We start from the raw sequence: 24,754 nt of genomic DNA, 5'->3' as shown, positions 1-24,754 counted from the left end.
TTGCATGAAAACATTTTATGACATAAGAAGATTTTTACATAGATATGGTGTATATATCTATTTGGGGAACCAAGAAGCAGAAATTGAATTAAGCTTAATAGAATTAAAAGCCTTATATCAAGAGGGAATTGTCGCGACAGATGACTATCTGCGTGCGCTAGAGACGCTTAATCAATTGCGTTGTCAGAAATAGGTAGAATGGGAGTGGGGAAATGTCAAAGATATTATTAGGCGTAGATATTGGTGGAACAACAATTAAACTAGGCATGCTTGACCAAGAAGGGAAAATTATTGATAAGTGGGAGATTGAAACACGTAAATGGGAGCTATCTGATCAAATTCCTGGAGATATTTGGTCTTCAATCAAACGATATTTAGCTAAGCACAGCATTAATCCGGCCCAATGCTTAGGTATCGGGATCGGTGCGCCGGGCTTTATTGTTGCGGAGACAGGTGAGGTTGCGGAAGCTGTTAATCTTGGCTGGCGCAATTTCCCATTAGGAGCGATCTTAACAGAACTATCTAATCTTCCTGTTTATGTTGATAACGATGCTAATATAGCTGCACTTGGAGAGAATTGGCTCGGCTCCGGTCAATTGGCAGAGAACTTAATTGCAATTACGCTTGGAACTGGTGTAGGTGGCGGTATTATTGCAAATGGAAAAATTATTAGTGGTGTCAACGGAACTGCTGGAGAGATTGGTCATATGACTGTTGTACAGGATGGTGAACCATGCAATTGTGGACGCAAGGGCTGTTTAGAGACTGTCACATCAGCAACTGGCATTGCCCGGATTGCTTTAGAAAGATTACCAGAGTTTGCGAACTCTATATTGACTGAAGTATTCTCAGCTAAACAAAAACTAACAGCCAAAGATGTATTTGATGCTTACCAAAAGAGTGACGAGTTGGCGACGGAAGTTGTTGAGCATGTAACAAATGTTCTTGGTTTGGCAATTGCCAATATGGCAACGATTATTAACCCTTCCAAGATTGTAATTGGCGGTGGTGTTTCAAAGGCAGGGAACTTACTCTTAAGTCCGCTTGATAAGGCTTATAAAGCTTATGCACTAAAGAGAAGCTATGAAGGTAGTACATTTGAAATTGCTGCGTTAGGAAATGATGCCGGCATCATTGGTGGAGCGTTTTTAGTTAAACAAAATCAAGTGCTGGCATAGAATAGTCATTAGGAAAATAAATTGTAACTTATTTAAAGATAGACACGTCTAATAAGAAAGAGGTTTAAATAGTTGCCTAAAGAGGTATTCTATTTAATAGTATCACATATCTTCATAGATACGATATCGTTTTGGTATTAGACGTAAGGAGGACTTTTTACATGTTTCAAAGAAATGAAAATATTAAACTTTATATTGTTGCTAGCTTACTTTTTGGTGCAAAGACATATATGATTTATCGCTTCTTCTTCAACATTAATTTGGAGAATGTCGTTCAAGAGCTCATTTTATTTATTAATCCATTCGTGACGGCATTTCTAATTTTTGCTGTTAGTGTTTGGATGAAGGAAAAAAATCAGCTAAGGTTTATTCGCTATGCAGCTTTACTAGCAACCTTAATTTTATATTTTAATATATTGTTCTATCGAAGCTTCGGCGACTTCTTAACAATTCCGTTACTTTTTCAAGGAAGTAATGTTGCCGATCTGGGTTCTAGTGTTATTGCTTTAATAGAACCATTTGATATCTTTATCTTTATTGATTTAGCATTGATTTGGTACTTAACAGTTCAGAAAAAATGGACATTAACCACCACATTTCCAAGAAAAAAGAAATTACTTGTTTTAAGTATGGCGCTTGCTTTTCTGCTAGGTAATTATATTTTAGCAGAGATTGAACGCCCTCAATTGCTTCAAAGAGGATTTGATCGCGAGTATCTAGTGAAAAATATTGGGTTATTTAATTTCCATATTTACGATATCGTGCAACAATCACGTTCTCAAGCACAGCGAGTATTTGCGGATGGTAATGAATTATCAAGTATCATCACATATGTGGATGAGAATACAACAGATAATGAAGAAACGGACCTCTATGGAATTGCTAAAGGGAAAAATCTTATTTTTGTAACGCTTGAATCTTTGCAAACGTTTGTGATTAATAACACACTTAATGGTGAAGAGGTTACACCATTTCTGAATAGTTTAACAGAAGAAAGTTATTATTTTGAGAATTTTTATCATCAAACAGAGCAAGGAAAAACAGCCGATTCTGAGTTTATTATGGAAAATTCACTTTATCCATTACCAAGTGGGGCGGCATACTTCACTCACAGCGGGAACACTTATCACTCAACACCACAAATGTTAGGTGAGGAAGGTTACATGTCAGCTGTGTTCCATGCGAATAACAGCAGTTTTTGGAATCGGAACAGTATGTATGACAATTTAGGTGTTGATCAATTTTATGATATTAATGCTTATGAGGTAAACGATGGAAATAGTGTTGGTTGGGGGTTAAAAGATAAAGAATTTTTTGAGCAGTCAATGAAGTATTTAACCAATCTGCCTGAGCCTTACTATGCACGTTTCATTACGTTGACAAATCACCACCCATTTGACCTTGATGAAGAGGATGCAACCATTGATCAGTTTGATTCGAATTCAAACACATTAAATAAATACTTTCAAACAGTAAGGTATTTGGATGAGTCTATTGAGGAATTCTTTAATCACCTGAAGGAGTCAGGTATTTATGAGGACTCAATTATTGTGATGATGGGTGACCATTATGGCATAAGTGATTTTCATAATCGAGCAATGTCAATGTATTTAGACAAGGAAGAAATTACATCATATGACCAGATTCAACTTCAACGGGTACCATTCTTTGTTCATATCCCAGGACAAGAGGGTGGCGTAATGAGTCAAATTGGTGGTCAAGTAGATGTCAAACCGACAATTATGCACTTACTAGGTGTAGATGACTCCGCTGATATAAGCTTCGGAACAAATTTATTTGGACCGAACCGTAAGGATTATGTAGCATTAAGAGATGGAAGTTTTATAACAGATGATTATATCTTTACTAAAGATGTTTGTTATGACCGTGAATCCGGTGAAGAATTAGGAAGTGAGAACTCAGGGATACTTGCAGGTGATGATTCTGATACCGAAACAGCCTGCTCTCCATTCAGGGAGCAAGTTGAGCTAGAAATGTCTTATTCTGATAAGATTATTTACGGGGATCTATTCCGCTTTCATGATTTTACAGAATAATGATGTTGCCCTTGAGCTTTTAACCTGGCTCAAGGGTATTTTAATGTTTCATAGCTAGTAAGTGGTACAATGAAAATAAAGATAGACTAACTATTTGAAAGGAATGAGTAATATGAAAATAAAGTGTCTTTCCCTAGGGCCAATAGGGACGAACTGCTATATTTTATCGAAGAAAAATAAGGGTTTAATTGTTGATCCTGGTGCAGAAGCAGATAGAATTATTGAATACTTGAAGCTAGAGAAGATTGATCCACTAGCAATTCTCCTTACACACGCACATTTTGATCACATCGGTGCTGTTGATCAATTAAGAGATCAATATGCTATCTTCGCTTACCTACATAAGGGAGAAGCCAATTGGATGGCTGATCCGGATTTAAATGGTTCCAATCATTTCCCACTTGGACAGATTACCGCTAAACCCGCTGATTACTTCTTTAATGAAGAAGTTATGTCCATCGGTGATTTTAGCTTTAAAATACTTGAAACTCCCGGTCATTCACCTGGAGGGGTATCATTCGTTTTTGCTGAGGAACAAATCGTTCTATCTGGTGATTGCTTATTTCAGCAAAGTATTGGTAGAACTGATTTAATTGGTGGTAACCAGGCTAAACTAATTGCGTCAATTAAAAATGTGCTATTTCGCTTACCAGATAGGTACACGGTATATCCTGGACATGGCCCTAAAACGGATATTAAATTCGAACGAAATCATAATCCATTTTTATAACGTAAACTTTTTTTACACAGTACTAGAGTTAATAAATAATCATTAGGGCTAATTTTCTTGTAGTAAATACTTGCGATTCTTGCTGGTATTAGAGCTTGATGTTGTTGTGACGATTAGCTCTACTCTTGTTGTGTTCTGCTTGTTTATTAAAATAACAGCCTCACCGTTGGGGAAGCTAAAGCTTACAGTTGTTTGATTATCTATATCAGTCCAGCGATCAAGCAAGCTCCGATAAGCAAGTTGCTGGAGCATCTCATGATTGAGATGCTCTATTTCTAGGTTAGCTAGCTGTTGTTTGTTTTCATGCTGCGCTAGTAGGCCAAATGATAGCATAAACATAAGTGATAACAGTAGTAAGGTATAGACCATAATTGAACCACTTTGCTGCGTCATAATAGGGGGTAATGTTTTTTTCATAATAACGTCCTGACGTTGTTTTTATTTGAATTGCCAAATAAGTATCGTGATGGCTAACCTTGAAAGTCTTCACATCACGTAGTAAGATTTCATGACCTGCTCGGTTAACCTGACGTCTAATTAAATCATTATACTTGGTAATTTGTACATGGTCACCTGTGGCCGTCTCAATTGTTAGACCAGCTTCGGAGCTTCGGCTGACAGCTACCCCTTGCTGAATTTCATCTGCTAACACATGAAAAAATTGTTGAACTGAATAAAGCTCAGTTTGCTTTTGGGGTGTGATTAACAGTAGCCAAATAGTTGGAACAAAAGATAGTAGAACAGACATCAAGACCAAGGCTAACAATCCTTCAAGTAAAGTGAAACCGCTCTGATTGTTACGGCTTATAATAGACTTGGGCGTAGCTATTTTCCCCACGAACATTCTGCCACCTTCCTGTACCAATTATTATTGTATTCTCTAGAATGAACGATACCTCTAAGTCAATTTCGTTAATAACGGTTGAATAGTTGATAGGCAGTTCGTCATAGGATAGTGACTGAATTTGATTGTATAAGTAATGATAATGCTCAATGCGCTCATTTTGTAAAAAAGCTTCATATCTGAGTTGCAAATTTATTGGAATGATAAGCAAACAGATCAGCATAATCATTGAAAAGCTTAGTAACAGCTCGAATAAGATGTAGCCTAATTGATTATTCTTTAACATAATATTGTCTTCCTTTTCCGAACGGGAAGTAGATATGATACTGATTCTTTCCAGTATCAATGTGCATAGAACCAGGTCGTCTAACTGTCCCTGAGCTGGTAAAAGACAGCGGATTTCCTAATGAACGCATACTAACCTGCCAATTATCCGGGATCTCACGGATAAACAATGGTGGGTTTACGGGACTTTCCCAAAGTCCATAGCGATTTTGACTAATTATAAACTGTAGTGAAGATGCTGGAAGGTTTAGCATGGCGCGTTTTTGTAAGTACAAGACATCTAAGTCAAACTGCTGGTACCAAACTTGGAATCGGTAATGATCAATGCTAGTTAATGCTGCTCGTGCAGAAATCAGTAGCATAATATTTATAATCGCTAACACAAGCAGTAATTCAAGGATTGAAAACCCTGCTTCTCGTTTAGTTAACATCTTCAGTTGTGACTTGATAAGTGACAGTATCCTGATAAATTAAGCGTTTTGTCCCGTTTGCAAGTAAATTAGTTTGCAGGTAGTTTTTTTCAACCAATTCTTCAATAGAGCTCGGGTACCTACCGTTATCAAGAAAGTATGCCTGAGTTTGACTTTCTGCTAATTGAATCATAGCTTGTTCCCCTTTTCCTTGCACATCGTTATTGCGTTCTGCCAAATTAGGAATAAGTAGCAATAGTAAAATGGATATAACCGCCAAAACGATGAGCATTTCAATTAGTGTGAACCCTTGTTGTGTCTTCACTTTTTTTCAACTCCTAGTACTAATAATTTTGAATTAATTGCAGCATAGGGACGAGTATTGATAGGTAAATTAAAATAATACTGATGGCGATAAAAATAAAAGCAAGTGGTTGAATCCATTGCATTAGCTTTTGAACAATTCGAATTAGATCATCCATTAAAAAATGTGAAAAGGATGTTAAATCTCGTTTGAGTAACTGTTGAGTATGATTTCTGGTGAAAATATAGCCCAATTCATTTTGAAATAGAGGATGATTAATAAGAAGTGTTTCTAATGGTAAGCCGTTATCTAATTCCGTGAGTAACTGTTCACAATAAAAGCTAAGTATGCTGCTTTTCCTATAAGTCGCCATTGTGGTCAAGCATTTCTTCATGGAGAAACCAGCTTCTAGCAAGGAACTTAAATGTACGGAAAAGATAAAGCTCATGTATTTTCTCGTGAAGTTCTTGACTTGGGGTATTTTCTGTAGCAATGTTAATTTAAAGCTTAACGTAATTTTTTTTCTGAAACATAGCCAAATAATTAATCCTGCTAGAATAAACGTAGTTGTAAGAATCGTCATTAAGAAAATAATTTGTACCGTTGTCATAGCGATAAGTAAGACGGGTGAACTAGTGCCACTGGTTTGATAGAGTTTAATGAAATTTGGATAGATGTAGAAATAGACAAAGAAAAGAATGGCAAAAAAGCTACTAAATAACACAATTGGATATTGAATGGTCTTCTTGAGGGTAGCTTCTAACTTTAATTGTTGCTGTACAATCGTAATGCTTTTTCTAAGACCTTCAAGTAAATTGCCGTGGTGCAATGAAAAATAAATAAATGTTATTATTTTACTATTAAAGCTAAGCTCAGCTAGCGCCTGATCAATTCGATTACCAAGGTTGAGTTGATCATCTAATGTTTGAATGATTGATTGCCACTTGCTTTGTCCATAAAGTAGTACTAGGGCATCTTTAAGTGCGTAGTTCTGTTCAAGTAGATGAACTAGTCGCGATAAGAAGAGGAGCTGCTGGTCCAGCGATAGTTTCTTCCTAGTATTATTAATCATTAAGCTGTGTCGAAGCAAAGCCATATGCAATCGCCTTTCTTTTTAATTGTGCGAAAGTTTGATATGAATATGAGTTATCTTTGTTTGGGAAAATAGCTTGATTTAAATCCTGTTGCTGTAAAATTTCAATAATTGCTGCTCTCCTTGAGCAATGGCCATTCTGGATAATAGGAATTAGTTCCAATGCAACTACGGCAAGTAAATTTTGTTCCAAATCAATCGGCTTGATTCCCATATCCAGTAATCGGTGAATGGTCCCAATAGCATCTCTAGCGTGTAACGTGGAGAAGACGAGATGTCCGGTATATGCGGCGTGAAAGACAAAAGCCGCTGTTTTGTGATCGCGAATTTCGCCAACCATTAAAATGTCTGGATCATGTCTTAATGCTGCTTTTAAGCCTGTGTGATAAGTCATGCCATTTTTTTCGTTAATTTGCACTTGCAAGAGAGCGTGAATGTTTTTCTCAATGGGATCTTCTAAGGTGATTGCTTGACAGGGTTGCTGGTCCAACAAATGATTTAATAGTGAATAAAGTAATGTCGTCTTACCTGATCCGGTTGGTCCGGTAAATAGCACAAGTCCTGATTTTCTTGAAAAAATTAGGTTTAGTAAGGTCTGTTGGTAGGGAAACAAGAGCAAGTGCGTTAATGGTCGATTATCTGTTTGTGGTAAAATTCGTAAGGCTAGACTTTCATTATTCACCGTAGGTAAAGTGGAAATTCTAATATCCAGAAGTGTGTTCTCAGCAGTGACTGTGATGACACCATCCTGAGGTAACCGGGTCTCACTAATATCCATGCCGGATGTGAACTTTAGGTGGTTAATTGTTTGTCTATATTGATTATGACTAATCTCTTGATGAGGAACGCGGTTACCATTAACACGAAAAAAAACGTCTATCCCTTGTTTACGCGGACTGAAGTGGATGTCAGTAGCATTTCGCTTTAGTGCGGATGAAAATAATGCTGTTAAAAAGGTTGTGGATGGATAAACATTGATCACCTCGCTTTCTAATCACACTATACAAATTCTTTAATGAATAGGCAAATGCTGCAACAAAAGAGAATTCATTAAAAAAAGGGTGCTTCAATTATTTATTTGTACTTGCTTATTTTATGTTCAGTTTTTACTGGGTTTTTGCTTTAAAAATATTTTTTTGCCGTGCTATACTATTAACAGAGAAAGGGAGTTGGGTTAACAATGAAGACATTCTACATAATTGGCTTTATGGGAAGTGGGAAGACAACAATTGGTATGGCTCTTGCAAGAACATTATCAATTGACTTTGTTGATACTGATGAGTTAATTAAAATAAAGACTGGAAAAGACATCAAAGATATTTTTGCTTCTGAAGGTGAGCAAGCTTTTCGGGAATATGAACGGGATGTCTTACTTCATACGCCTGCACGTCATTGTATTGTTGCGACAGGCGGTGGCATTGTTGAACGGATGGATAATCGCCAATGGTTGGCTGATAAAAGGGTGGTATATTTACAAGCAAGCTGGGAGTCCATTGCGCAACGTTTAAAAGAAGATCAATCTCGGCCAATTTGGGCAGATCAAACAAGAGATAAACAAGCGCTTTTAGAAAGCAGACTAAGTAAATACCTCGAGATTGCCAGCTACACGATTAATACTGAGCAACTTTCACCACAAAAGATTGTTGACCAGATTATTAGCTTTAGTTCATTTAATTATGAATGAGAAATGTGAATTTTGGAAATGCTTTTACTAAAGGAGTTGACTGTAATGGCTGATCAGACTTTTGTTGAAATGGTTGTGAAGGAAACTGTCGCACACTACAGTAAACCAGCAGAACTCAGAAAGCAAGAACGAAAAAATCGAAAGAAGCAGCAAACACAGCCTCTCAGTGAAAAATATTTTGGCGCGCTGGCTGTACTTATTAAATCAAAAGAAAGTCGTTAAGAAAGTAAATAAACTTATCATCTAAATTATTCTTCTGTAGTCGATGCATTAGATTGCGCATTGGCTACTATTTTTTTAAGTTTTTCTAACGAAATAAGTGTTGTTACCCATTTCAATAGGTTAAGAAATCAATTGTTTTGCGTATACTCTTATAGAAGGAGTGTGATCGCAAATAATGAATGTACGTGCAAATCAAATTAATATTGTATTGAAACAGCAAGATAATCAGGCCATTACATCCCGACCAACTCACGATCCATTTGAAATTGTGCATACAGCGATGGAAGGCTATATTGGCATGCAATCATTAAGACAAAAAATTAAAGAGATTTACGCCTTTATTGCAATTAATAAGCGCCGTGACGAAGTAGGATTAAAAATAGAGAAGCACGCATTACATATGCTGTTTAAGGGTAATCCTGGGACTGGAAAGACAACTGTTGCACGTACGCTAGCTAAGTTATTTGTTGATCTGGGGGTGCTTGAACAGGGTCATGTAATTGAAGCGGAGCGGGCTGATTTAGTTGGTGAGTATATTGGGCAAACAGCAAACAAAACGCGTGCCCTGATTCAGCGTGCTAAGGGAGGCGTATTATTCATTGATGAAGCCTATGCATTAGCGCGAGGGAGTAAAAAGGATTTTGGTAAGGAGGCGATTGATACCCTTGTTAAGCAGATGGAGGACCATCACCAATCCTTTATTCTTATTTTAGCAGGTTATCCTAACGAAATGTTAACTTTTCTACGTACAAACCCAGGGTTAGCATCACGCTTCCCGTTTATCTTGGATTTTCCTGACTATACGGTTGATGAGCTAATTCGAATTGCCAAGAAAATGATTAAAATGCGTGATTATCATCTAACTACTGGGGCTGAAGCCTCCTTGCGCACTGTCATTGATCAGGAAATGAATAAGAAAACAACGCAGTCTTTTAGTAATGGACGTTTTATTCGTAATGTAATTGAGCAGGCAATTCGCAATCAATCGGTCCGACTAATTCAGCAAAGGGTCTATGATGTGAAAGAATTAATCCTGCTAAAAGCTGACGACTTTGAGGTGGAAAGTTAACATAAATTGTGATGTCCGCTATTAAAACTTACAGTTTACTTGTTTTTTTGGTAAACTAGTAAGGTAATTGTCTAGAAAAGAGGTTTTTTAATGATAGAAAAAGTAATAATTATTGCTGTCCAACGAAAGATGGGTGACGAAACCCGCTTCCATTATTCAATGGAAGAAATTAAATCACTAACCGAATCTGCAAAAGGGGAAGTGATTGCGGCAGTTAGCCAGAAGCGCGATCATCCACATCCTGCTTTATATTTAGGAACGGGTAAGTTGTTAGACATACATGATTTAATTGAAGAGGAACAAATAGATTTAATTATTGCCAATGATGAGCTCTCGGCTACGCAAATGCGAAATTTACAGGCTGAATTTGACCTGCCTATTATTGATCGAAGCCAGCTTATTCTTGATATCTTTGCTAGCCGAGCGAAAACAAATGAAGGAAAGCTTCAGGTTGAATTAGCACAATATCAATATTTACTTCCTCGTCTGCATGGGCAGGGTGGTTCGTTATCGAGACAGGGTGGCGGAATTGGGACTAGAGGGCCTGGTGAAACCAAGCTAGAGTCTGATCGTCGTCATATTAATCGCCGTATTGATGAAATTAAGCGTAGGCTTAATACGGTTGTGAATCAAAGAAAGCAATATCGATCGCGGAGAAAAAGTAATCAGATTTTTCAAATTGCAATTGTTGGTTATACGAATGCCGGAAAATCAACGCTATTCAACCGGCTAACGAATAGTGATACTTATGAGCAGGATCAACTGTTCGCAACGCTTGATCCAATGTCAAGGCAGCTGAAGCTTCCTTCAGGCTTGCAGGTTATTTTAACAGATACGGTTGGTTTTATGCAGGATCTTCCTACTGCTTTAATTGCTGCCTTTCGCTCTACTTTAGAGGAGGTAACTGAAGCTGATCTCATTTACCATGTTGTTGATGGGTCACATCCTGATCAGCACCAACACCAACAGACTGTAAATCAGCTTCTGAAGGAGTTAGGTGCGGATCAAATTGCCACATTAACGCTCTATAACAAAGCTGATCTTATTGGAGCTGATTTAGTTCCATTAAATAAACCTGCTTTAACCATTAGTGCGTTTGTACAATCCGATCGACAAAAAGTTTTACATGAAACAGAAGCACTAATTAAAGAAAACTGGACAGCATACACGTTCAAAGTAAGCCCCGATCAAGGGAAGCGATTACAGCTGTTAAAGCAACATTCGATCATCACAAGTGAGCACTTTCTTGAGGATGAGGATGTTTACTTAGTTAAAGGCTTCTTGCCTGAGGAGCATCCTTTAATGTCCACGGAAGAGCAGAAAGAGAGATAAGTGATGATTAATCAACTAATTAACCAAACAGAACAAGATATACTTGAACAGCGCGCCAACATTCAACAAATCGCTGAACATAATCAATATCGTGTGCTACAAGCATTTCGAACAAATAAAATTTCTGATAGCCATTTTCAGGCTACTACTGGTTATGGTTATGATGATTTCGGCAGAGAAGGCTTGGAGAAAGTCTATGCAGATGTTTTTGGTACCGAGGATGCCCTCGTCCGTCCTCAGCTTATTTCTGGTACACATGCGATTACGACAGCGCTATTCGGCGTACTAAGACCAAATGATCAGCTGCTGTATATTACAGGCGAACCTTATGATACTCTAGAAGAAGTAATTGGAACGAGGGGAGAGCAGACTGGATCATTAATGGATTTTGGGATTAGCTATCAAGCCATCCCGTTAGTTGATGGGGAAATGGACAAGCGGGCAATTACAGCTACTATTAGCGACCGGACGAAGGTGATTGCCATTCAACGATCCAAAGGCTATGCCGATCGACCTTCATTTACGGTTAGTCAAATTGAAGAAATGATTAACTTCGTACGCACCGTTAAACCCGATGTTATTGTGTTTGTTGATAATTGTTACGGTGAATTTGTTGAGAAGCTGGAACCTACTCATGTAGGAGCAGACCTAATTGCTGGATCACTAATAAAAAATCCAGGTGGTGGATTGGCAAGAATTGGTGGTTATATCGCTGGAAGACAGGATTTAATTGCGCTCTGTGCCAATCGCCTTACAGCTCCTGGTTTAGGGAAGGAAACAGGTGCCAGCTTAGGTATCTTACAAGAAATGTATCAGGGCTTCTTTTTAGCACCACATACGGTTGCTGAGGCATTACAGGGCGCCTTATTTACTGCTAGATTGTTAGAGTTAGCTGGATTTAAGACGACGCCACATTATTTAGCGGATCGAACCGATTTAATACAGTCAGTGACATTTAGTTCACGTGAGCAGATGATTGCATTCTGTCAGGCAATTCAGCACGCTTCGCCAATTAACGGGCATGTGACACCATACCCTGCTGAGATGCCTGGTTATGAGAGTGAGGTTATCATGGCTGCTGGTACTTTTATTCAAGGTGCTAGCTTAGAGTTAACAGCTGATGGTCCACTACGTCCACCGTATACAGCTTTCGTGCAAGGTGGTTTAGTATACAGTCACGTAAAATTAGCTGTTTCTGAGGCTGTTGCGAAATTTGTAGAACGAGGTTATCTAAAATTATAAGACTATACTATGGGCTATTAGGGAATATACTAGAAATATGTATTATTTTAAGAGTTTTTTTAATGTAAATAAAGCTAACATGAGTTGACAAGTTTTATTCCGCCTGTGTATAATAGATTTATGGAAAGCAAGAGAGGAAAGGGGAGAATGCTATATGAGTGAGCAGGATAGACGTTCGCAGCCCTTATTTTCCATAGGTATAGTTAAGGATTTAACAGATTTGACTGCTAGACAGATTCGTTACTATGAAGAACATCAGTTAATTCACCCAGCTCGAACAGAAGGGAATCAGCGCTTGTTTTCCTTTAATGATGTCGATCGGTTACTTGAAATTAAGGAGCTGATTGAAAAAGGAATTAATTTGGCTGGTATCAAGCAAGTTTTACAGCTTAAAGATCTACCTACTACCGAGCAGAAATATGGGGCAGATAAAGATGGAAAACCGGAATTATCTGAGAAGGAACTACGTAAACTGTTACGTAACGAATTGCTACAGACAGGTCGCCTAGGGAAAACCTCGTTGCGTCAGGGAGAGTTATCAAGATTCTTCCCAAAATAAAGAATATTTAAAGGAGAGGACAGACATGGGAACAAAGTTTACCAAGGAAGAGATTAAGCAAAAGATCAAGGACGAGGGCGTTAAATTTATTCGTCTTCAATTCACAGACTTATTAGGAACAATTAAAAACGTAGAGATTCCACTAAGTCAATTAGATAAAGCATTGGATAATGACATGGTATTTGATGGTTCTTCAATTGAAGGCTTTGTCCGTATTGAAGAGTCTGACATGAAGCTTTATCCAGACCTTGACACATTTGTCATTTTCCCTTGGACATCTGAAAAAGGTAAAGTGGCACGCTTTATTTGTGACATTTATACTCCAGAAGGTGAACCATTCATTGGTTGTCCACGTGTTAACTTAAAGCGTAACCTTAAGAAAATGGAAGACTTTGGTTTCACTGCATTTAATATCGGTACAGAGCCTGAATTCTTCTTATTCAAACTGGATGAAAGAGGCGAGCCATCATTAGAGTTAAATGATAAAGGTGGTTATTTCGATTTAGCTCCTACTGATTTAGGGGAAAATTGTCGTCGTGACATCGTTCTTGAGCTAGAAGAAATGGGCTTTGAAATTGAAGCATCACACCATGAGGTTGCTCCAGGTCAACACGAAATTGATTTTAAATATTCTGACGCAGTGAAGCATGCTGACGATATTCAAACATTTAAGCTCGTTGTTAAAACAATTGCACGTAAGCACGGTCTACATGCAACATTTATGCCAAAACCTTTATTTGGTGTAAACGGCTCAGGTATGCACACAAACATGTCTTTATTCAAGGGCAAAACCAATACATTCTTGGATGAGGATGGCGAGTTAAAACTAAGCAAAACAGCTTATCAGTTTATTGCTGGTATTATCGAGCATGCTCAAGCATTTACAGCTGTTACAAACCCGACAGTAAACTCATACAAACGTTTAGTACCAGGATATGAAGCGCCATGTTACGTAGCATGGTCAGGATCTAACCGATCACCATTAATTCGTATCCCAGCTTCTCGTGGACTAAGCACACGTGTTGAGGTACGTAGTGTTGATCCGGCAGCTAACCCATACTTAGCACTTTCAGTATTACTTGCTGCTGGCCTAGATGGTATTGAACGTGAACTAGAAGCGCCACAGCCAATTGACCGTAATATCTATGTGATGGACAAAGAAGAGCGTGAGGCAAACGGTGTTCAGGACCTTCCAGCAACATTATACGATGCACTTGGAAAGCTTTCACAAGATGAAATCATTACCAACGCACTTGGTGATCATTTATACGAGCACTTCATCGAGTCTAAAGAAATTGAATGGGATATGTTCCGTACGCAAGTACACCCATGGGAAAGAGAACAATATATCCAACAATATTAATCGATTATTCCCTAGAGCCAGTAATGGTTCTAGGGTTTTTATCTTTCAGTGGTCAAAAAATTTATAAATGGTTTGTGAGATCAATTGACCACCAACTATTTATTATTGTGGAGACTTTTGTGTGTAGTCTGCAAATTTTTCAGATAATCGTCCTCTATTTTGCCTGATATGTGACTGTATATATCAGCTATTGTTTGCATTAATTTATGTCCTAACCTTTCTTGGATGAACTTCATCCTTGCGCCAGATTCTAAGAGCCAAACAGCGTGTGTATGTCGCATGATAGCTATTCGTCTAAACTATAGTCAACACTTTTGTTTATGGGTTAATTCTCTCAAGTTCTCAATCATTCTGTAAATCATATTCCATCATTATTCCATCATTTGATTTCACAAATCCACTATTTTTATAAAATTTTGCTGCTTGTTCTCCGCCAGTGATAAGAAAAATTCTATTTATTTTATCATTCTTCAATACGTTAGAAATAAATTTCAATAAATTTTTACCAATTCCACTTCCTTGGTGAGTAGAAGCCACGTTAAATTCATCAATACAAAATTGATTCCATTCGCTATAGTAATAATCAATTCTCCCCAGACACATTGCAATAATTTCATCATTTTTCTCAACTACATATCCTCTAGCGTTAAAGCCGCTCATTGTAGCCTCAATTCTAAGGAGTGCTTCTTTTTTAGTCCATGTATTATTCCAGGGAACGCCTTTATATGCTGCCATTAAAATTTCAGCACAGACAGAATAATCGTCACTCTTAATCTTTCTAAAATTTAAATCCATACTTATATCTCCTCTGTTTTTAATTTTTATAGATTATTATAGCAAACAGTTTGGTAAATGACCTCGTTTCTATTTAATTAATTTTCATTCTGTAAAAGCCTTTTTATAATTTTCTTATTTGTCGATATTAATGAGGAGGTGTTTTATAAACGATCTAGAAATTAGCTTATTTAATTGGACAAATGTATGGAATGTTGCGGGCCATTTATTATAATGAGAATTACAATTATTGTTTTAGGAATTGTATTTATAACTATTTTAAGATTAATGTCAAAAGGGGTCTTGCGTGAGTTAATCGAGATTTTAGCAATAATTGTAATTGTTGCTGGGGCTCTGTTGTCTCTGCAAATAGGCGCTAATATTTGGGGTTATTAGGTTAAGTAGAAAATATCGTAATCATTCTTTTAATATTTTACACCCATATATTTTTTGGGTAGCTTATCTAATTATGAAGGTGGTGAAGCCATGCATAAATTTCGTATTAGTATTACTTACGTTGATGGGCAGGGAGATATTGCAACACTAACGTCTGTTAATGAGGATGTGTTAAAGGAATGGATAAAAGGGCAAGATTGGATTGAATGTGAAGATTCGGGAAGATTTACAAACATGAAAGCGGTTAAGTACTTCTATATTGATAAAGTGTGACTAACCTAAATGTTAGTTGCTAATTAGTCGACCATCCTAACCTGAATTTGTAATTTGATATATAGGTAGAATAATCATATAATATATGTCTAACTATAGTAGGAGGGTCTGTATGTGCTTGACATTGCGTGAAGAGATAAAGACTAAATTAAAAAATAAAAATTTTCATTGTGAAAAGGAGCTAACACTTTCAATTATAAGTGGGAAATGGAAAGTGGTTATTTTATGGCATTTGGGAGTTGAGGGCCCCCATCGATTTAGTGACCTGCAACGCCTTTTTGAGAATATCTCTCATAAGACACTTTCAAATCAATTGAAGGAATTGATAGAAGATGGGATAATCAGTCGAAAGGTATACCCTGAAACACCACCGAAAGTAGAATATTCAATGACAGATTTGGGCTATACATTGTTACCTATTATTGAATTGATGTTTACGTGGGGTAAAAAGCGAATTACACAATTAAAGCAAGAAAAACTCATATAGAATTAAACGAGCCAGACTTATTTAGTCTGGCTCGTTTATTAGTGATTTAATAATTTTAATGATTCATTAATAAATATAGGTAAGTCATCAGGAGTACGGCTTGTCACAATATTTTGATCCACGACGACCTCGGTATCAACAAAATGAGCGCCTGCATTAATTAAATCTTTACGAATCGAGATGAATCCGGTAATATTAACCCCTTTTAATAAATCCGTGTCAATAAGAAATTGAGGGCCGTGGCATATTGCAAATACAGGTTTATTATTCGTCATAAAAGAACTTGCAAATGTTGCATTTCTTTCGTCGACACGTAACTGGTCTGGTGAGAAGCCACCAGGTATATATAATGCATCATATTCTTCTGGATTAACGTCAGCAATTCCTTTATCAATTGTAAATGTCAGTCCATTTTTCCCTGTAATTTCATTTCCTGCTTCTTGCTCAATCAAATCAACATGATGACCTGCTTCTTTAAATGCATCGAGTGGTTTAGTTAATTCGATTTCCTCAACTAAATTTGTTACTAGAATAGCAATTTTTTTACGCATATCAGTTATAATCTCCTCTTTAATTTATTTTATGAGCTCAGTTTTAATAGTAGCAAGACAGGCTATGGTTGTGAAGAACGCACTTTTATGTGCGGTAGTTACCAAAAGGTTACTTCACTTCTAAAAGAATTGCCTGCTATTTTTTATTTTATCATTCTACTATCGTAAACATGATCGAGTTGGCTAGTGCAAGAACGGTGTGTCTGTGACATGTTAAGAATGGCAAGTGTTTAAAACAGAGTTTTGACTTTGTTTTAAACACCTGCCTTCTAAATAATTGTTCTACCTGACCACATAGAAAGAGGCCGTCACGATCTATAGCGGGAAGATTAAACGATTTGTTAAGCACACTTATAGGTATACAAGTGTGTATTCAGTCTCAATTGTTAGTTTGCCTTTAAGTGCTGCTTTTTTCTATGTTGTTTAAAGGCAGCCCAACTCGTTTTTAATGATGAGTAAGTTCCAATTGCTGCCGCTCCATAAAAGCCACCCATGAACACACCGGCCCAGATATCATGTCGATGGCTAATAAAGATAGAAATTGCAAAGCCTAATAAGCTGGCGATCGTCGGAAAGTATTGTCTCGGAATCGGAAACAGCTTAAAGCATTGCGTAATAAGCACAATACTAGGAACAGCTATAACAGCATCCCAAAAATTAGTATGTATTATTGGGAATTCCATTGAAATCACACCTTTCATTAATATTTTCACCTTACTTTATATTTGTCTTGAATAAGGATTATATGCATTTGCTTTCTTTTTTATAGGCAAGTTTAAGTTTACAATTCATTTACATACTTCATCAAAACTTTACTTGTTTTAGTGAAAAGCACATTTCATAATAAAAAGGTACCAGAAAACAAATTATTAAATAGTCTATTATACCTGCTTTATTTAATTTTTTGTTTAAATATGTAAAATTGAAAAAAGAGAAAAGAGGGGATGCCACGTTATGATAAGAAGCATTGAGAAAAAAATGAGTATGATGTTTATTCTTATTTTATTTCTAGTCGTTGGACTAGGTGTGCTATCACTATTTGGGCTTAGGAGTCTTCGAAATGAGCTGAACGATATCTACGAGTATCATGTTTATGGCATTACGCAGGTCGCTGAGGCTAAACAAGCTATTTTTGAGCTTGAACGTACGAGAGATAATATGATCTTTACCGATCTGCCTAGCGAACGTGTTAATTTATCGGAAGAGGTACTTGCGTATTTTGAAATTTTTGCTCAGCAGCTCATAGATATTGAATCGACACTTGTTACAAATGAAGAAAAAAATTTTTTTAAGGAAATTCAATCATTACATAGTGACTTACTAAAAAACGAGGAAACGATTGTGCGATTTGCTTTAGATAACAACATGACCGTTGCAACCTCATTTCGGACAATTAGTAGAAGTTTAATTGAGCAGACACATGAGCAGTTTGAAAACATTATGGCTAGTAAATCACAACTTGCTTCTCACGCAAATCAACGAGCTGATGATGTGTTTCAGTTTAATCAGTTGCTAACAATCGCCACATTTGTCGTCTTAATTATGCTCGTTATCTTTAGTTTGTCTAATGTGCGCCAAACAGTCGTCCAGCCAATTAAAAAAATAAATCAGCTTATGAGCATACTTGCAACAGGCGATTTCAGTGTGAATATGATTAAGTTAAAAACGAAGGACGAATTAGCTTCATTAGGGTCAGCTATTAATCGAATGATTTCGTCGATTCGTCAGATATTACTCGAGATTAATCAGACAGCTGAGGAAGCGGCTATGTCATCAGAGGAGCTTACGGCTATTTCGCAACAGCAAGCCACTACAGTTGAGCAGCTGGTAAATGCTATTGATAAGTTGGCAAACCGATCTGATGAACAAACAGCTGATTCGCGTTTGGCTAATGATCATATGAACGAAATGTCAACCTGGTTGGCAACCAATCAAACTGCGATTGCTAAAGTTCTTAATGCTTCACATGATATTGCGTTGAAGCAAGCAGAAGGGTTTGAAATTGTTAATCAACTTGTCGTGCAAAATGAAGCTAGTCAGCAGGAAGCAACTATTGTATATAAGAAAGTTATTGCTAATCAGCAATCTGCGGTAAAGATTGAAGAGGCGGGTGAAATGATTCAATCGATAGCCGATCAAACGGGATTATTGGCCCTGAATGCTGCTATTGAAGCTGCTAGAGCAGCTGAATTTGGTGGTGGTTTCGCGGTTGTGGCAAAAGAAATTCGTAAGCTTGCTAACCAATCGCATCAGTTTGCGCAACACATTCTCGTCATTATTAATGAATTAAAGGTATATTCTGATGAAGTCGTCCATCATATTTCCGCGTTAAATGTTAAGATGGAACTACAAGCAGAAAATGTTAAGCACACGTCTGAATCATTTACTGCTATTGAACAGGCGGTTGAGCAAACCGAATTAGCGACTAAGGAGTTGGAGCAAGTTGCAGTAGCTCTGGAAGAGAAAAAGGGCTTGACCCAGTCCATTGTGGGGCAGCTTGCTGAAAAAGCTGCTGAGAACGCGTTAACAACAAATGGAGTGGCTCACTCAGTTAATGAACAAGAGACAAGTGTTAAAGAAATCTCGGCATCTAGTGAGGGATTAGCACACATCTCCAATCAGCTACATAAGCTTGTTAACGCGTTTAAACTTTGATGGAATCAACCCTGAAATATTACATTTCTTTCATAGCTTGTGCTATATTAAACAATGAGGTGATGGTTTATGAGGGAAACGGGAAGTGTGCTAGCCAAGGTGATTTTCTCATTTATATTTTTGGTCCCAATCGCTATCTTGTCAACAATTGAACCATTGTTTATTCGGTTTCTTTGTTTGTTGTTCTGGGTCCCAGTATCGTTATTTCTTATTCAGCCATACGTTTATAAAAGGTTTTAAGCTAAGCTACGTTAGCCCGTTACTAGGAAGGCTAACGTAGCTTTAAATTGGCGGGAACTTCAAGGCAAACCCACTTTAAGTAAGTATATAACTCGTGCTGTGTTTTTGTTTTTAAATCTTCCGCAGAGAAAACAAGCAGGTACTGCTCTTGGTCAACGGAGATTCTATAATGAATCAAGCTATTGTTTTTTTCGGTTAACATTATGGTAACTTTTAAGTCATAAAGTTCTTGTTTATAAATAATAAGATCCTGTTGAATCCACCGCATCATTTCGGTAAAGACAAAATTATGATAGCCAAGCACTCTTGACTCATTTAATGCAAGTTGATCTAATTTTAAAGCCTTTAAGGCCATCGGTAAAATAATATTTTTTTCAATTTGCCATCGATGAGGGATATAATTAAGCGATTGCTTCATAGCCATTCCTCCAAATAGTGTAGGGAACATTTGTTCTTATTATATGATGAACCTATGGTAATATGCAAGCTTCTTTTTTTGGTTAGAACGGTAAAAAAATCCTCATCATTATTTTAATCGCCTCACCATAATAATCATCTTTACATATTGTTAAGCATAGCTATAGACGAATAGCAAAATACTTGCTAAAATAAAAATAACAACGTTGTTATTTTCCTAAAAATGGAGGGGAAGGATTTGGAAAGGTTATCAAAGCAAATCGTTGATAAGAACAGTTATTCAGAAAAAGTCGTTCAGTTTGGGGAAGGGAATTTTCTTCGCGCATTTGTAGATTGGCAGATTGATGTCATGAACAAAGCGGATTTATTTAATGGAAGTATCGTTGTCGTTCAACCGATTGAGCATGGTTTGACTGAGCTACTTGACCAGCAAGATGGCTTGTATACGTTAATTCTAGAAGGGATAAAAGAGGGGAAGGCTGTCCGAGAAAAGGAAATTATTAATTCGATTAGCAGAACGATTAATCCTTATCAGGATAAAGAAGCCTTCTTTGCATTGGCAAAACAACCTGAATTAGCGTTTGTTTTTTCAAATACAACTGAAGCAGGCATTGTTTTCGAGGAAACAGACATACAAACAGATCGACTGCCAAGAACATTTCCAGGTAAACTAACAGCATTTCTGTATGAGCGTTATCTTCATTTTCATGCTGATATGACGAAGGGCTTGGCAATTATTCCGTGTGAGCTTATTGATCGTAATGGCGATCAGTTAAAAGCGTGTATTGAAAAATACATTGACCTGTGGGCATTGCCGGCTGCCTTTCTGGATTGGCTTAATCATGCGAATCAATTCTGCTGTAGCTTGGTTGATCGGATTGTTCCTGGGTATCCACGTGACCAAGCAACAAAAATTGAACATGAACTTGGCTATCATGACCAGTTAATGGTAGTGGCAGAACATTACCACCTATGGGTTATTGAAGGTGACGCTGAATTAGCTGCAAAATTCCCAGCTAATCAAATTGGTTTAAATACGTTATTTGTTGAAGATTTAGCTCCTTATCGAACGCGGAAGGTGCATATTTTAAACGGTAGCCACACAGCACTGACACCTATTGCCTATTTAATGGGTTTAAATACGGTTGAAGAGGCGATAAAAAATGAAAAGATTAGCCAGTTTCTTAAGCAGATGATTAATGAAGAGGTCATTCCTAGCTTACCTTATGATCAATCTGATTTGAAAGCGTATACAGAAACGGTGTTAGAGCGGTTTGAGAACCCTTATTTAAAGCATCAATTAATGAGCATTGCCCTAAACAGTGTGTCAAAATTTGCAACACGTGATTTACCAATTTTATTAAGATACTATGAAAAGACAGGTGCACTACCAGAAAAGTTAGTCTTTGCTTTAGCTGCATTACTTTACTTCTATGATGGTAAACGTGGCAATGAAACCATTGCCTTAAATGATGATCCAGAAATTCTTGAGCGCTTTCAGAAATGGTGGAAAACATATGATGGTTCGCTCGAATCAGCACATTATTTAGTTAGTCATGCGCTCCGGAAAACGAAATGGTGGGGGCAAGATTTAACAAAGCTTGAAGGCTTGGTCAAGCAGGTTGCAGAGCATCTAATGAGAATCGATACTAATGGTATCGCGCTAGCACTTGATCATATCTTGGAGGTTAAAGATCATGCTTAACTACATGCACTTGCAAGCAAATGATAATGTTGTTGTCGCTTTAACTGATTTAAAAAAAGGTGATGAGGTAAACAACGATGATCAAATGATTATCGTTAATGAGGATATTCCTCAGGGGCATAAAATTGCCCTGCAATCCTTTAAAGAAGGCGATCATATCATTAAATATGGTTACCCAATTGGTCACGCAACAGTCGCAATTGGTGTTGGAAATCGGGTTCACACCCATAATATGAGAACAAACTTGTCTGGAATTGACGAGTATAATTACCAGCCAAAACCAAGCCCAACAAGATTTGCGCCAGAAGAACGTTATTTTCAAGGCTATCGGCGTAAGAATGGCAAGGTCGGTATTCGTAATGAGCTGTGGATTGTGCCGACGGTAGGCTGTGTGAATGGGGTAGCTGATCATATGCTTAAGCAATTTATCGCAGAAGTGGGAAATATTACACCATTTGATCAGGTACTTGTTTTAAGTCATCAATACGGTTGTTCGCAGCTTGGTGATGATCATGAAAACACAAGACAGATCTTAGCAGATGTCGTCCATCACCCCAATGCCGGTGGTGTGCTTGTCCTAGGTTTGGGCTGTGAAAACAATATTGTTGAGCAATTTGAACAAGGATTAGGTGACTACGATCAAGAGCGGGTCAAATTTCTAGTTACGCAACTCGTTTCTGACGAAATTGAGGAGGGAGTCACGAAATTAAAGGAAATTTACCAAGCTGCCCAAGCTGATTGTCGAGAAGCAGTGCCTATTTCGGAGTTGAAAATTGGCTTGAAATGTGGTGGTTCTGATGGTTTATCAGGAATAACAGCAAATCCATTGCTAGGAGAGTTCTCTGATTACCTTGTTGCCCAAGGAGGAACGACGGTTCTAACAGAGGTGCCAGAAATGTTTGGTGCTGAAAAGATTTTGATGGAGCGAGCTGAGAGTGAAGCTGTTTTTAATAAAACGGTGGACATGATTAATGATTTTAAAAATTATTTTATTAAAAATGAGCAACCTGTTTATGAAAACCCCTCGCCAGGAAATAAAGATGGTGGGATTACCACGCTGGAGGATAAGTCGCTGGGCTGTACTCAGAAGGCGGGTACATCAACGGTTACCGATGTATTAAAGTATGCTGAACGGTTGAAAAAGAATGGCTTGAACCTCCTTAGCGCACCTGGAAATGATTTGGTGGCAGCTTCAGCATTAGCTGCTGCAGGTTGTCATATTGTTCTATTTACCACCGGTAGAGGCACACCATTTGGTACCTTTGTACCAACAATCAAGGTTTCCTCAAATAGTCAGATTTTTGAAAAGAAACCACATTGGATTGATTTTAATGCGGGTAAGCTATTGGCTGAGGATAAGGATAATGTTCGGGCTGAATTTGTTGATCATATTATTAATATCGCGAACGGCGAATTTGCTAAGAATGAGCAAAATGGCTATCGTGAATTAGCCATCTTCAAAACTGGTGTAACGTTGTAAGCGCACAAACTGTGAGTCTAGCTTCATTAACTGTGGAGCTAGACTCATTATAAAGTTACTCGGAAAGGAACCTGATAATGAGGAAAAAATATGCACTAGTAGGTACTGGTGGTCGGGCTGAATTTTTTTATGGAGCAATTGCTTCACAATTTAGTCAATACGGTGAACTTGTTGCATTTTGTGATCAAAATATGACGAGACAACATTACGCCAATACATTATTACAGGAGAAATATCACCACCCTGCCATTGCCACATATGCTGCTAAAGACTTTGATAAAATGGTTGATGAGCAAAATCCTGATATTGTAATTGTGACTTCTGTTGATCGGACACACCATACTTATATTATTCGAGCACTTGAATTGGGTTGTGATGTGATAACTGAAAAGCCAATCACCATTGATGTTGAAAAAGCTAAATTAATAGAAGCAGCTGTAAAACAGACGGGCAAAGAGGTCCGGGTAGCATTCAATTATCGTTACGCGCCACATAATACTAAGGTGAAGGAATTAATTCAGGCTAAGACAATTGGAGAAATTTATTCAGTCCATTTTGAATGGGCACTAGATACCACTCATGGGGCGGATTACTTTCGAAGGTGGCATCGTGATAAAAACAACAGTGGCGGTTTATTAGTCCACAAGTCTACCCATCATTTTGATTTAGTCAATTTTTGGCTTGATACAACGCCAGAAAAGGTCTACGCAGCAGGTGGTTTGCGATTTTATGGAAAGGAAAATGCAGAGGACCGAGGGATTGAACAGTTTTACCAGCGTGCCCATGATAATCCACATGCGGAGCACGATCCATTTGCACTGCACTTAGCGAAAAATCCACATTTAAAAAAAATGTACTTAGATGCTGAACATGAGGATGGCTATCAACGTGATCAGAGTGTCTTTGGTGATGGCATTAGCATTGAGGATACCTTAGCCGTCATTGTCCATTACAAAAATAAGGCGTTATTAACTTATTCATTAAATGCCTATTTACCTTGGGAAGGCTTTTCTGTTGTTTTTAACGGTAGTAAAGGGAGGATTGAGCTATCAGTAAAAGAACGGTCTTATATTAATTCTGGTGGGGAAAAGTCAGATGAAGGTGAAGCAGAGGCATTACGCCTGACGGTTATGCCAATGTTTGCGCCGTCCTATGATGTCCCGATCCAACTAGGGGAAGGTGGACATGGTGGAGGGGATCAGGTGTTACTTGCGGATCTTTTTGGCGCTCCAGTTATCGATCCGTTTAAACGCGCGGCGACACATACAGATGGCATTCAATCAATTATGACTGGCATCGCTGGTAATCAGTCATTAAAATCAGGTTTGCCAGTCTCCATTACTAACCTCTATGAACGGTAATAGCCAGAAAGACCATGAGTAGACTTAGTGACTCATGGTCTTT

General features: G+C 37.7%; 29 protein-coding genes. 17 read left to right on the top strand and 12 right to left on the bottom strand.

Annotated elements, in window-relative coordinates; all coding sequences use genetic code 11:
* The first annotated feature begins 4 nt into the window (after positions 1–4).
* From BM000_RS01605 to BM000_RS01590, 4 genes are all read left to right on the top strand, one after another.
* A complete protein-coding gene (locus tag BM000_RS01605) occupies positions 5–193 on the top strand; it encodes a YqgQ family protein (RefSeq protein WP_091494051.1) in 189 nt (62 codons plus the stop codon).
* A 19-nt stretch (positions 194–212) separates the two neighbouring features.
* Positions 213–1,178 (top strand): ROK family glucokinase, encoded by a 966-nt coding sequence (locus BM000_RS01600; protein WP_091494048.1) that lies wholly within the window; start codon positions 213–215, stop codon positions 1,176–1,178.
* 161 nt (positions 1,179–1,339) lie between these two features.
* Positions 1,340–3,235 (top strand): LTA synthase family protein, encoded by a 1,896-nt coding sequence (locus tag BM000_RS01595; protein ID WP_091494046.1) that lies wholly within the window; start codon positions 1,340–1,342, stop codon positions 3,233–3,235.
* Positions 3,236–3,347: 112 nt separating this feature from the next.
* Positions 3,348–3,965, top strand: coding sequence for an MBL fold metallo-hydrolase (locus BM000_RS01590; protein ID WP_091494043.1), 618 nt, complete (start codon positions 3,348–3,350; stop codon positions 3,963–3,965).
* A 48-nt stretch (positions 3,966–4,013) separates the two neighbouring features.
* Here the strand turns inward: BM000_RS01590 and BM000_RS01585 are convergent, their stop codons facing one another.
* The 7 genes from BM000_RS01585 to comGA are packed head-to-tail and all read right to left on the bottom strand — an operon-like array spanning position 4,014 to position 7,883.
* Complete coding sequence (locus tag BM000_RS01585) at positions 4,014–4,334, bottom strand: hypothetical protein (protein ID WP_091494040.1); 321 nt, start codon at positions 4,332–4,334, stop codon at positions 4,014–4,016.
* The gene (gene comGF / locus BM000_RS01580; RefSeq protein ID WP_177178170.1) at positions 4,267–4,803 is read right to left on the bottom strand and encodes a competence type IV pilus minor pilin ComGF; all 537 of its coding nucleotides are present in this window, start codon (positions 4,801–4,803) and stop codon (positions 4,267–4,269) included. The genes BM000_RS01585 and comGF overlap by 68 nt, the downstream gene beginning before the upstream one ends.
* Complete coding sequence (locus tag BM000_RS01575; protein ID WP_091494034.1) at positions 4,763–5,095, bottom strand: hypothetical protein; 333 nt, start codon at positions 5,093–5,095, stop codon at positions 4,763–4,765. The genes comGF and BM000_RS01575 overlap by 41 nt, the downstream gene beginning before the upstream one ends.
* Complete coding sequence (locus BM000_RS01570; protein ID WP_091494032.1) at positions 5,082–5,525, bottom strand: type II secretion system protein; 444 nt, start codon at positions 5,523–5,525, stop codon at positions 5,082–5,084. Before BM000_RS01570 ends, BM000_RS01575 begins: the two co-directional genes overlap by 14 nt.
* Positions 5,515–5,829: a competence type IV pilus major pilin ComGC gene (comGC, locus tag BM000_RS01565; protein ID WP_245751549.1), complete on the bottom strand. Its 315-nt coding sequence runs from the start codon at positions 5,827–5,829 to the stop codon at positions 5,515–5,517. Before comGC ends, BM000_RS01570 begins: the two co-directional genes overlap by 11 nt.
* 19 nt (positions 5,830–5,848) lie before the next feature.
* Entirely contained in the window at positions 5,849–6,904 is a 1,056-nt protein-coding gene (locus BM000_RS01560; protein ID WP_091494029.1) for a type II secretion system F family protein, read from the bottom strand.
* Complete coding sequence (gene comGA, locus BM000_RS01555) at positions 6,873–7,883, bottom strand: competence type IV pilus ATPase ComGA (RefSeq protein ID WP_091494026.1); 1,011 nt, start codon at positions 7,881–7,883, stop codon at positions 6,873–6,875. The genes BM000_RS01560 and comGA overlap by 32 nt, the downstream gene beginning before the upstream one ends.
* A gap of 198 nt (positions 7,884–8,081) precedes the next feature.
* Here comGA and BM000_RS01550 point away from each other — a divergent pair, with 198 nt between their 5' ends.
* The 7 genes from BM000_RS01550 (at position 8,082) to glnA (ending at position 14,372) form a co-directional block, all read left to right on the top strand.
* Positions 8,082–8,585, top strand: coding sequence for a shikimate kinase (locus tag BM000_RS01550; RefSeq protein ID WP_091494023.1), 504 nt, complete (start codon positions 8,082–8,084; stop codon positions 8,583–8,585).
* Between the two features lie 45 nt (positions 8,586–8,630).
* Positions 8,631–8,807, top strand: a complete 177-nt coding sequence (locus BM000_RS16575) for a YqzE family protein (protein ID WP_177178169.1) — start codon at positions 8,631–8,633, stop codon at positions 8,805–8,807.
* Positions 8,808–8,982: 175 nt separating this feature from the next.
* Positions 8,983–9,876, top strand: a complete 894-nt coding sequence (locus BM000_RS01545) for an AAA family ATPase (RefSeq protein ID WP_091494021.1) — start codon at positions 8,983–8,985, stop codon at positions 9,874–9,876.
* A 90-nt stretch (positions 9,877–9,966) separates the two neighbouring features.
* Complete coding sequence (gene hflX / locus BM000_RS01540; protein WP_091494017.1) at positions 9,967–11,208, top strand: GTPase HflX; 1,242 nt, start codon at positions 9,967–9,969, stop codon at positions 11,206–11,208.
* Between the two features lie 3 nt (positions 11,209–11,211).
* The gene (locus BM000_RS01535; RefSeq protein WP_091494014.1) at positions 11,212–12,450 is read left to right on the top strand and encodes a methionine gamma-lyase family protein; all 1,239 of its coding nucleotides are present in this window, start codon (positions 11,212–11,214) and stop codon (positions 12,448–12,450) included.
* A gap of 154 nt (positions 12,451–12,604) precedes the next feature.
* Positions 12,605–13,009 (top strand): MerR family transcriptional regulator, encoded by a 405-nt coding sequence (locus BM000_RS01530; protein ID WP_091494011.1) that lies wholly within the window; start codon positions 12,605–12,607, stop codon positions 13,007–13,009.
* Between the two features lie 25 nt (positions 13,010–13,034).
* Entirely contained in the window at positions 13,035–14,372 is a 1,338-nt protein-coding gene (gene glnA / locus BM000_RS01525; RefSeq protein ID WP_091494009.1) for a type I glutamate--ammonia ligase, read from the top strand.
* A 95-nt stretch (positions 14,373–14,467) separates the two neighbouring features.
* Here glnA and BM000_RS01520 read toward each other — a convergent pair whose 3' ends face one another.
* Both BM000_RS01520 and BM000_RS01515 read right to left on the bottom strand, forming a co-directional pair.
* Entirely contained in the window at positions 14,468–14,653 is a 186-nt protein-coding gene (locus BM000_RS01520) for a tyrosine-type recombinase/integrase (RefSeq protein ID WP_091494004.1), read from the bottom strand.
* Between the two features lie 61 nt (positions 14,654–14,714).
* Positions 14,715–15,167 (bottom strand): GNAT family N-acetyltransferase, encoded by a 453-nt coding sequence (locus BM000_RS01515; RefSeq protein WP_091494002.1) that lies wholly within the window; start codon positions 15,165–15,167, stop codon positions 14,715–14,717.
* 465 nt (positions 15,168–15,632) lie between these two features.
* On the opposite strand from BM000_RS01515, the gene BM000_RS01510 reads away from it, so the two are divergent.
* On the top strand, positions 15,633–15,815 hold the full coding sequence (locus tag BM000_RS01510) for a hypothetical protein (protein WP_091493999.1): 183 nt from the start codon (positions 15,633–15,635) through the stop codon (positions 15,813–15,815).
* Between the two features lie 112 nt (positions 15,816–15,927).
* Positions 15,928–16,302: a winged helix-turn-helix transcriptional regulator gene (locus BM000_RS01505; protein ID WP_091493996.1), complete on the top strand. Its 375-nt coding sequence runs from the start codon at positions 15,928–15,930 to the stop codon at positions 16,300–16,302.
* Between the two features lie 38 nt (positions 16,303–16,340).
* Here the strand turns inward: BM000_RS01505 and BM000_RS01500 are convergent, their stop codons facing one another.
* Both BM000_RS01500 and BM000_RS01495 read right to left on the bottom strand, forming a co-directional pair.
* Positions 16,341–16,853, bottom strand: a complete 513-nt coding sequence (locus tag BM000_RS01500; protein WP_091493994.1) for a type 1 glutamine amidotransferase domain-containing protein — start codon at positions 16,851–16,853, stop codon at positions 16,341–16,343.
* A 386-nt stretch (positions 16,854–17,239) separates the two neighbouring features.
* Complete coding sequence (locus tag BM000_RS01495; RefSeq protein WP_091495013.1) at positions 17,240–17,536, bottom strand: hypothetical protein; 297 nt, start codon at positions 17,534–17,536, stop codon at positions 17,240–17,242.
* 271 nt (positions 17,537–17,807) lie between these two features.
* Here BM000_RS01495 and BM000_RS01490 point away from each other — a divergent pair, with 271 nt between their 5' ends.
* Entirely contained in the window at positions 17,808–19,508 is a 1,701-nt protein-coding gene (locus tag BM000_RS01490) for a methyl-accepting chemotaxis protein (protein ID WP_091493991.1), read from the top strand.
* A gap of 271 nt (positions 19,509–19,779) precedes the next feature.
* On the opposite strand, the gene BM000_RS01485 is transcribed toward BM000_RS01490, so the two are convergent.
* Positions 19,780–20,166 carry a YhjD family protein gene (locus BM000_RS01485; protein ID WP_091493987.1) on the bottom strand — a complete coding sequence of 129 codons (387 nt, stop codon included), beginning with the start codon at positions 20,164–20,166 and terminating at the stop codon, positions 19,780–19,782.
* Between the two features lie 237 nt (positions 20,167–20,403).
* Here BM000_RS01485 and BM000_RS01480 point away from each other — a divergent pair, with 237 nt between their 5' ends.
* From BM000_RS01480 to BM000_RS01470, 3 genes are all read left to right on the top strand, one after another.
* Positions 20,404–21,870 (top strand): tagaturonate reductase, encoded by a 1,467-nt coding sequence (locus BM000_RS01480; RefSeq protein ID WP_342708145.1) that lies wholly within the window; start codon positions 20,404–20,406, stop codon positions 21,868–21,870.
* Entirely contained in the window at positions 21,863–23,350 is a 1,488-nt protein-coding gene (locus BM000_RS01475; RefSeq protein ID WP_091493981.1) for a UxaA family hydrolase, read from the top strand. The genes BM000_RS01480 and BM000_RS01475 overlap by 8 nt, the downstream gene beginning before the upstream one ends.
* Positions 23,351–23,427: 77 nt before the next feature.
* Positions 23,428–24,711: a Gfo/Idh/MocA family oxidoreductase gene (locus tag BM000_RS01470; RefSeq protein ID WP_177178168.1), complete on the top strand. Its 1,284-nt coding sequence runs from the start codon at positions 23,428–23,430 to the stop codon at positions 24,709–24,711.
* Positions 24,712–24,754: the final 43 nt, after the last annotated feature.

The organism is Amphibacillus marinus, from assembly GCF_900110345.1.
Taxonomy (GTDB): Bacteria; Bacillota; Bacilli; order Bacillales; family Amphibacillaceae; genus Amphibacillus_D; species Amphibacillus_D marinus.
This window is presented reverse-complemented; position numbering and strand designations above follow the sequence as displayed.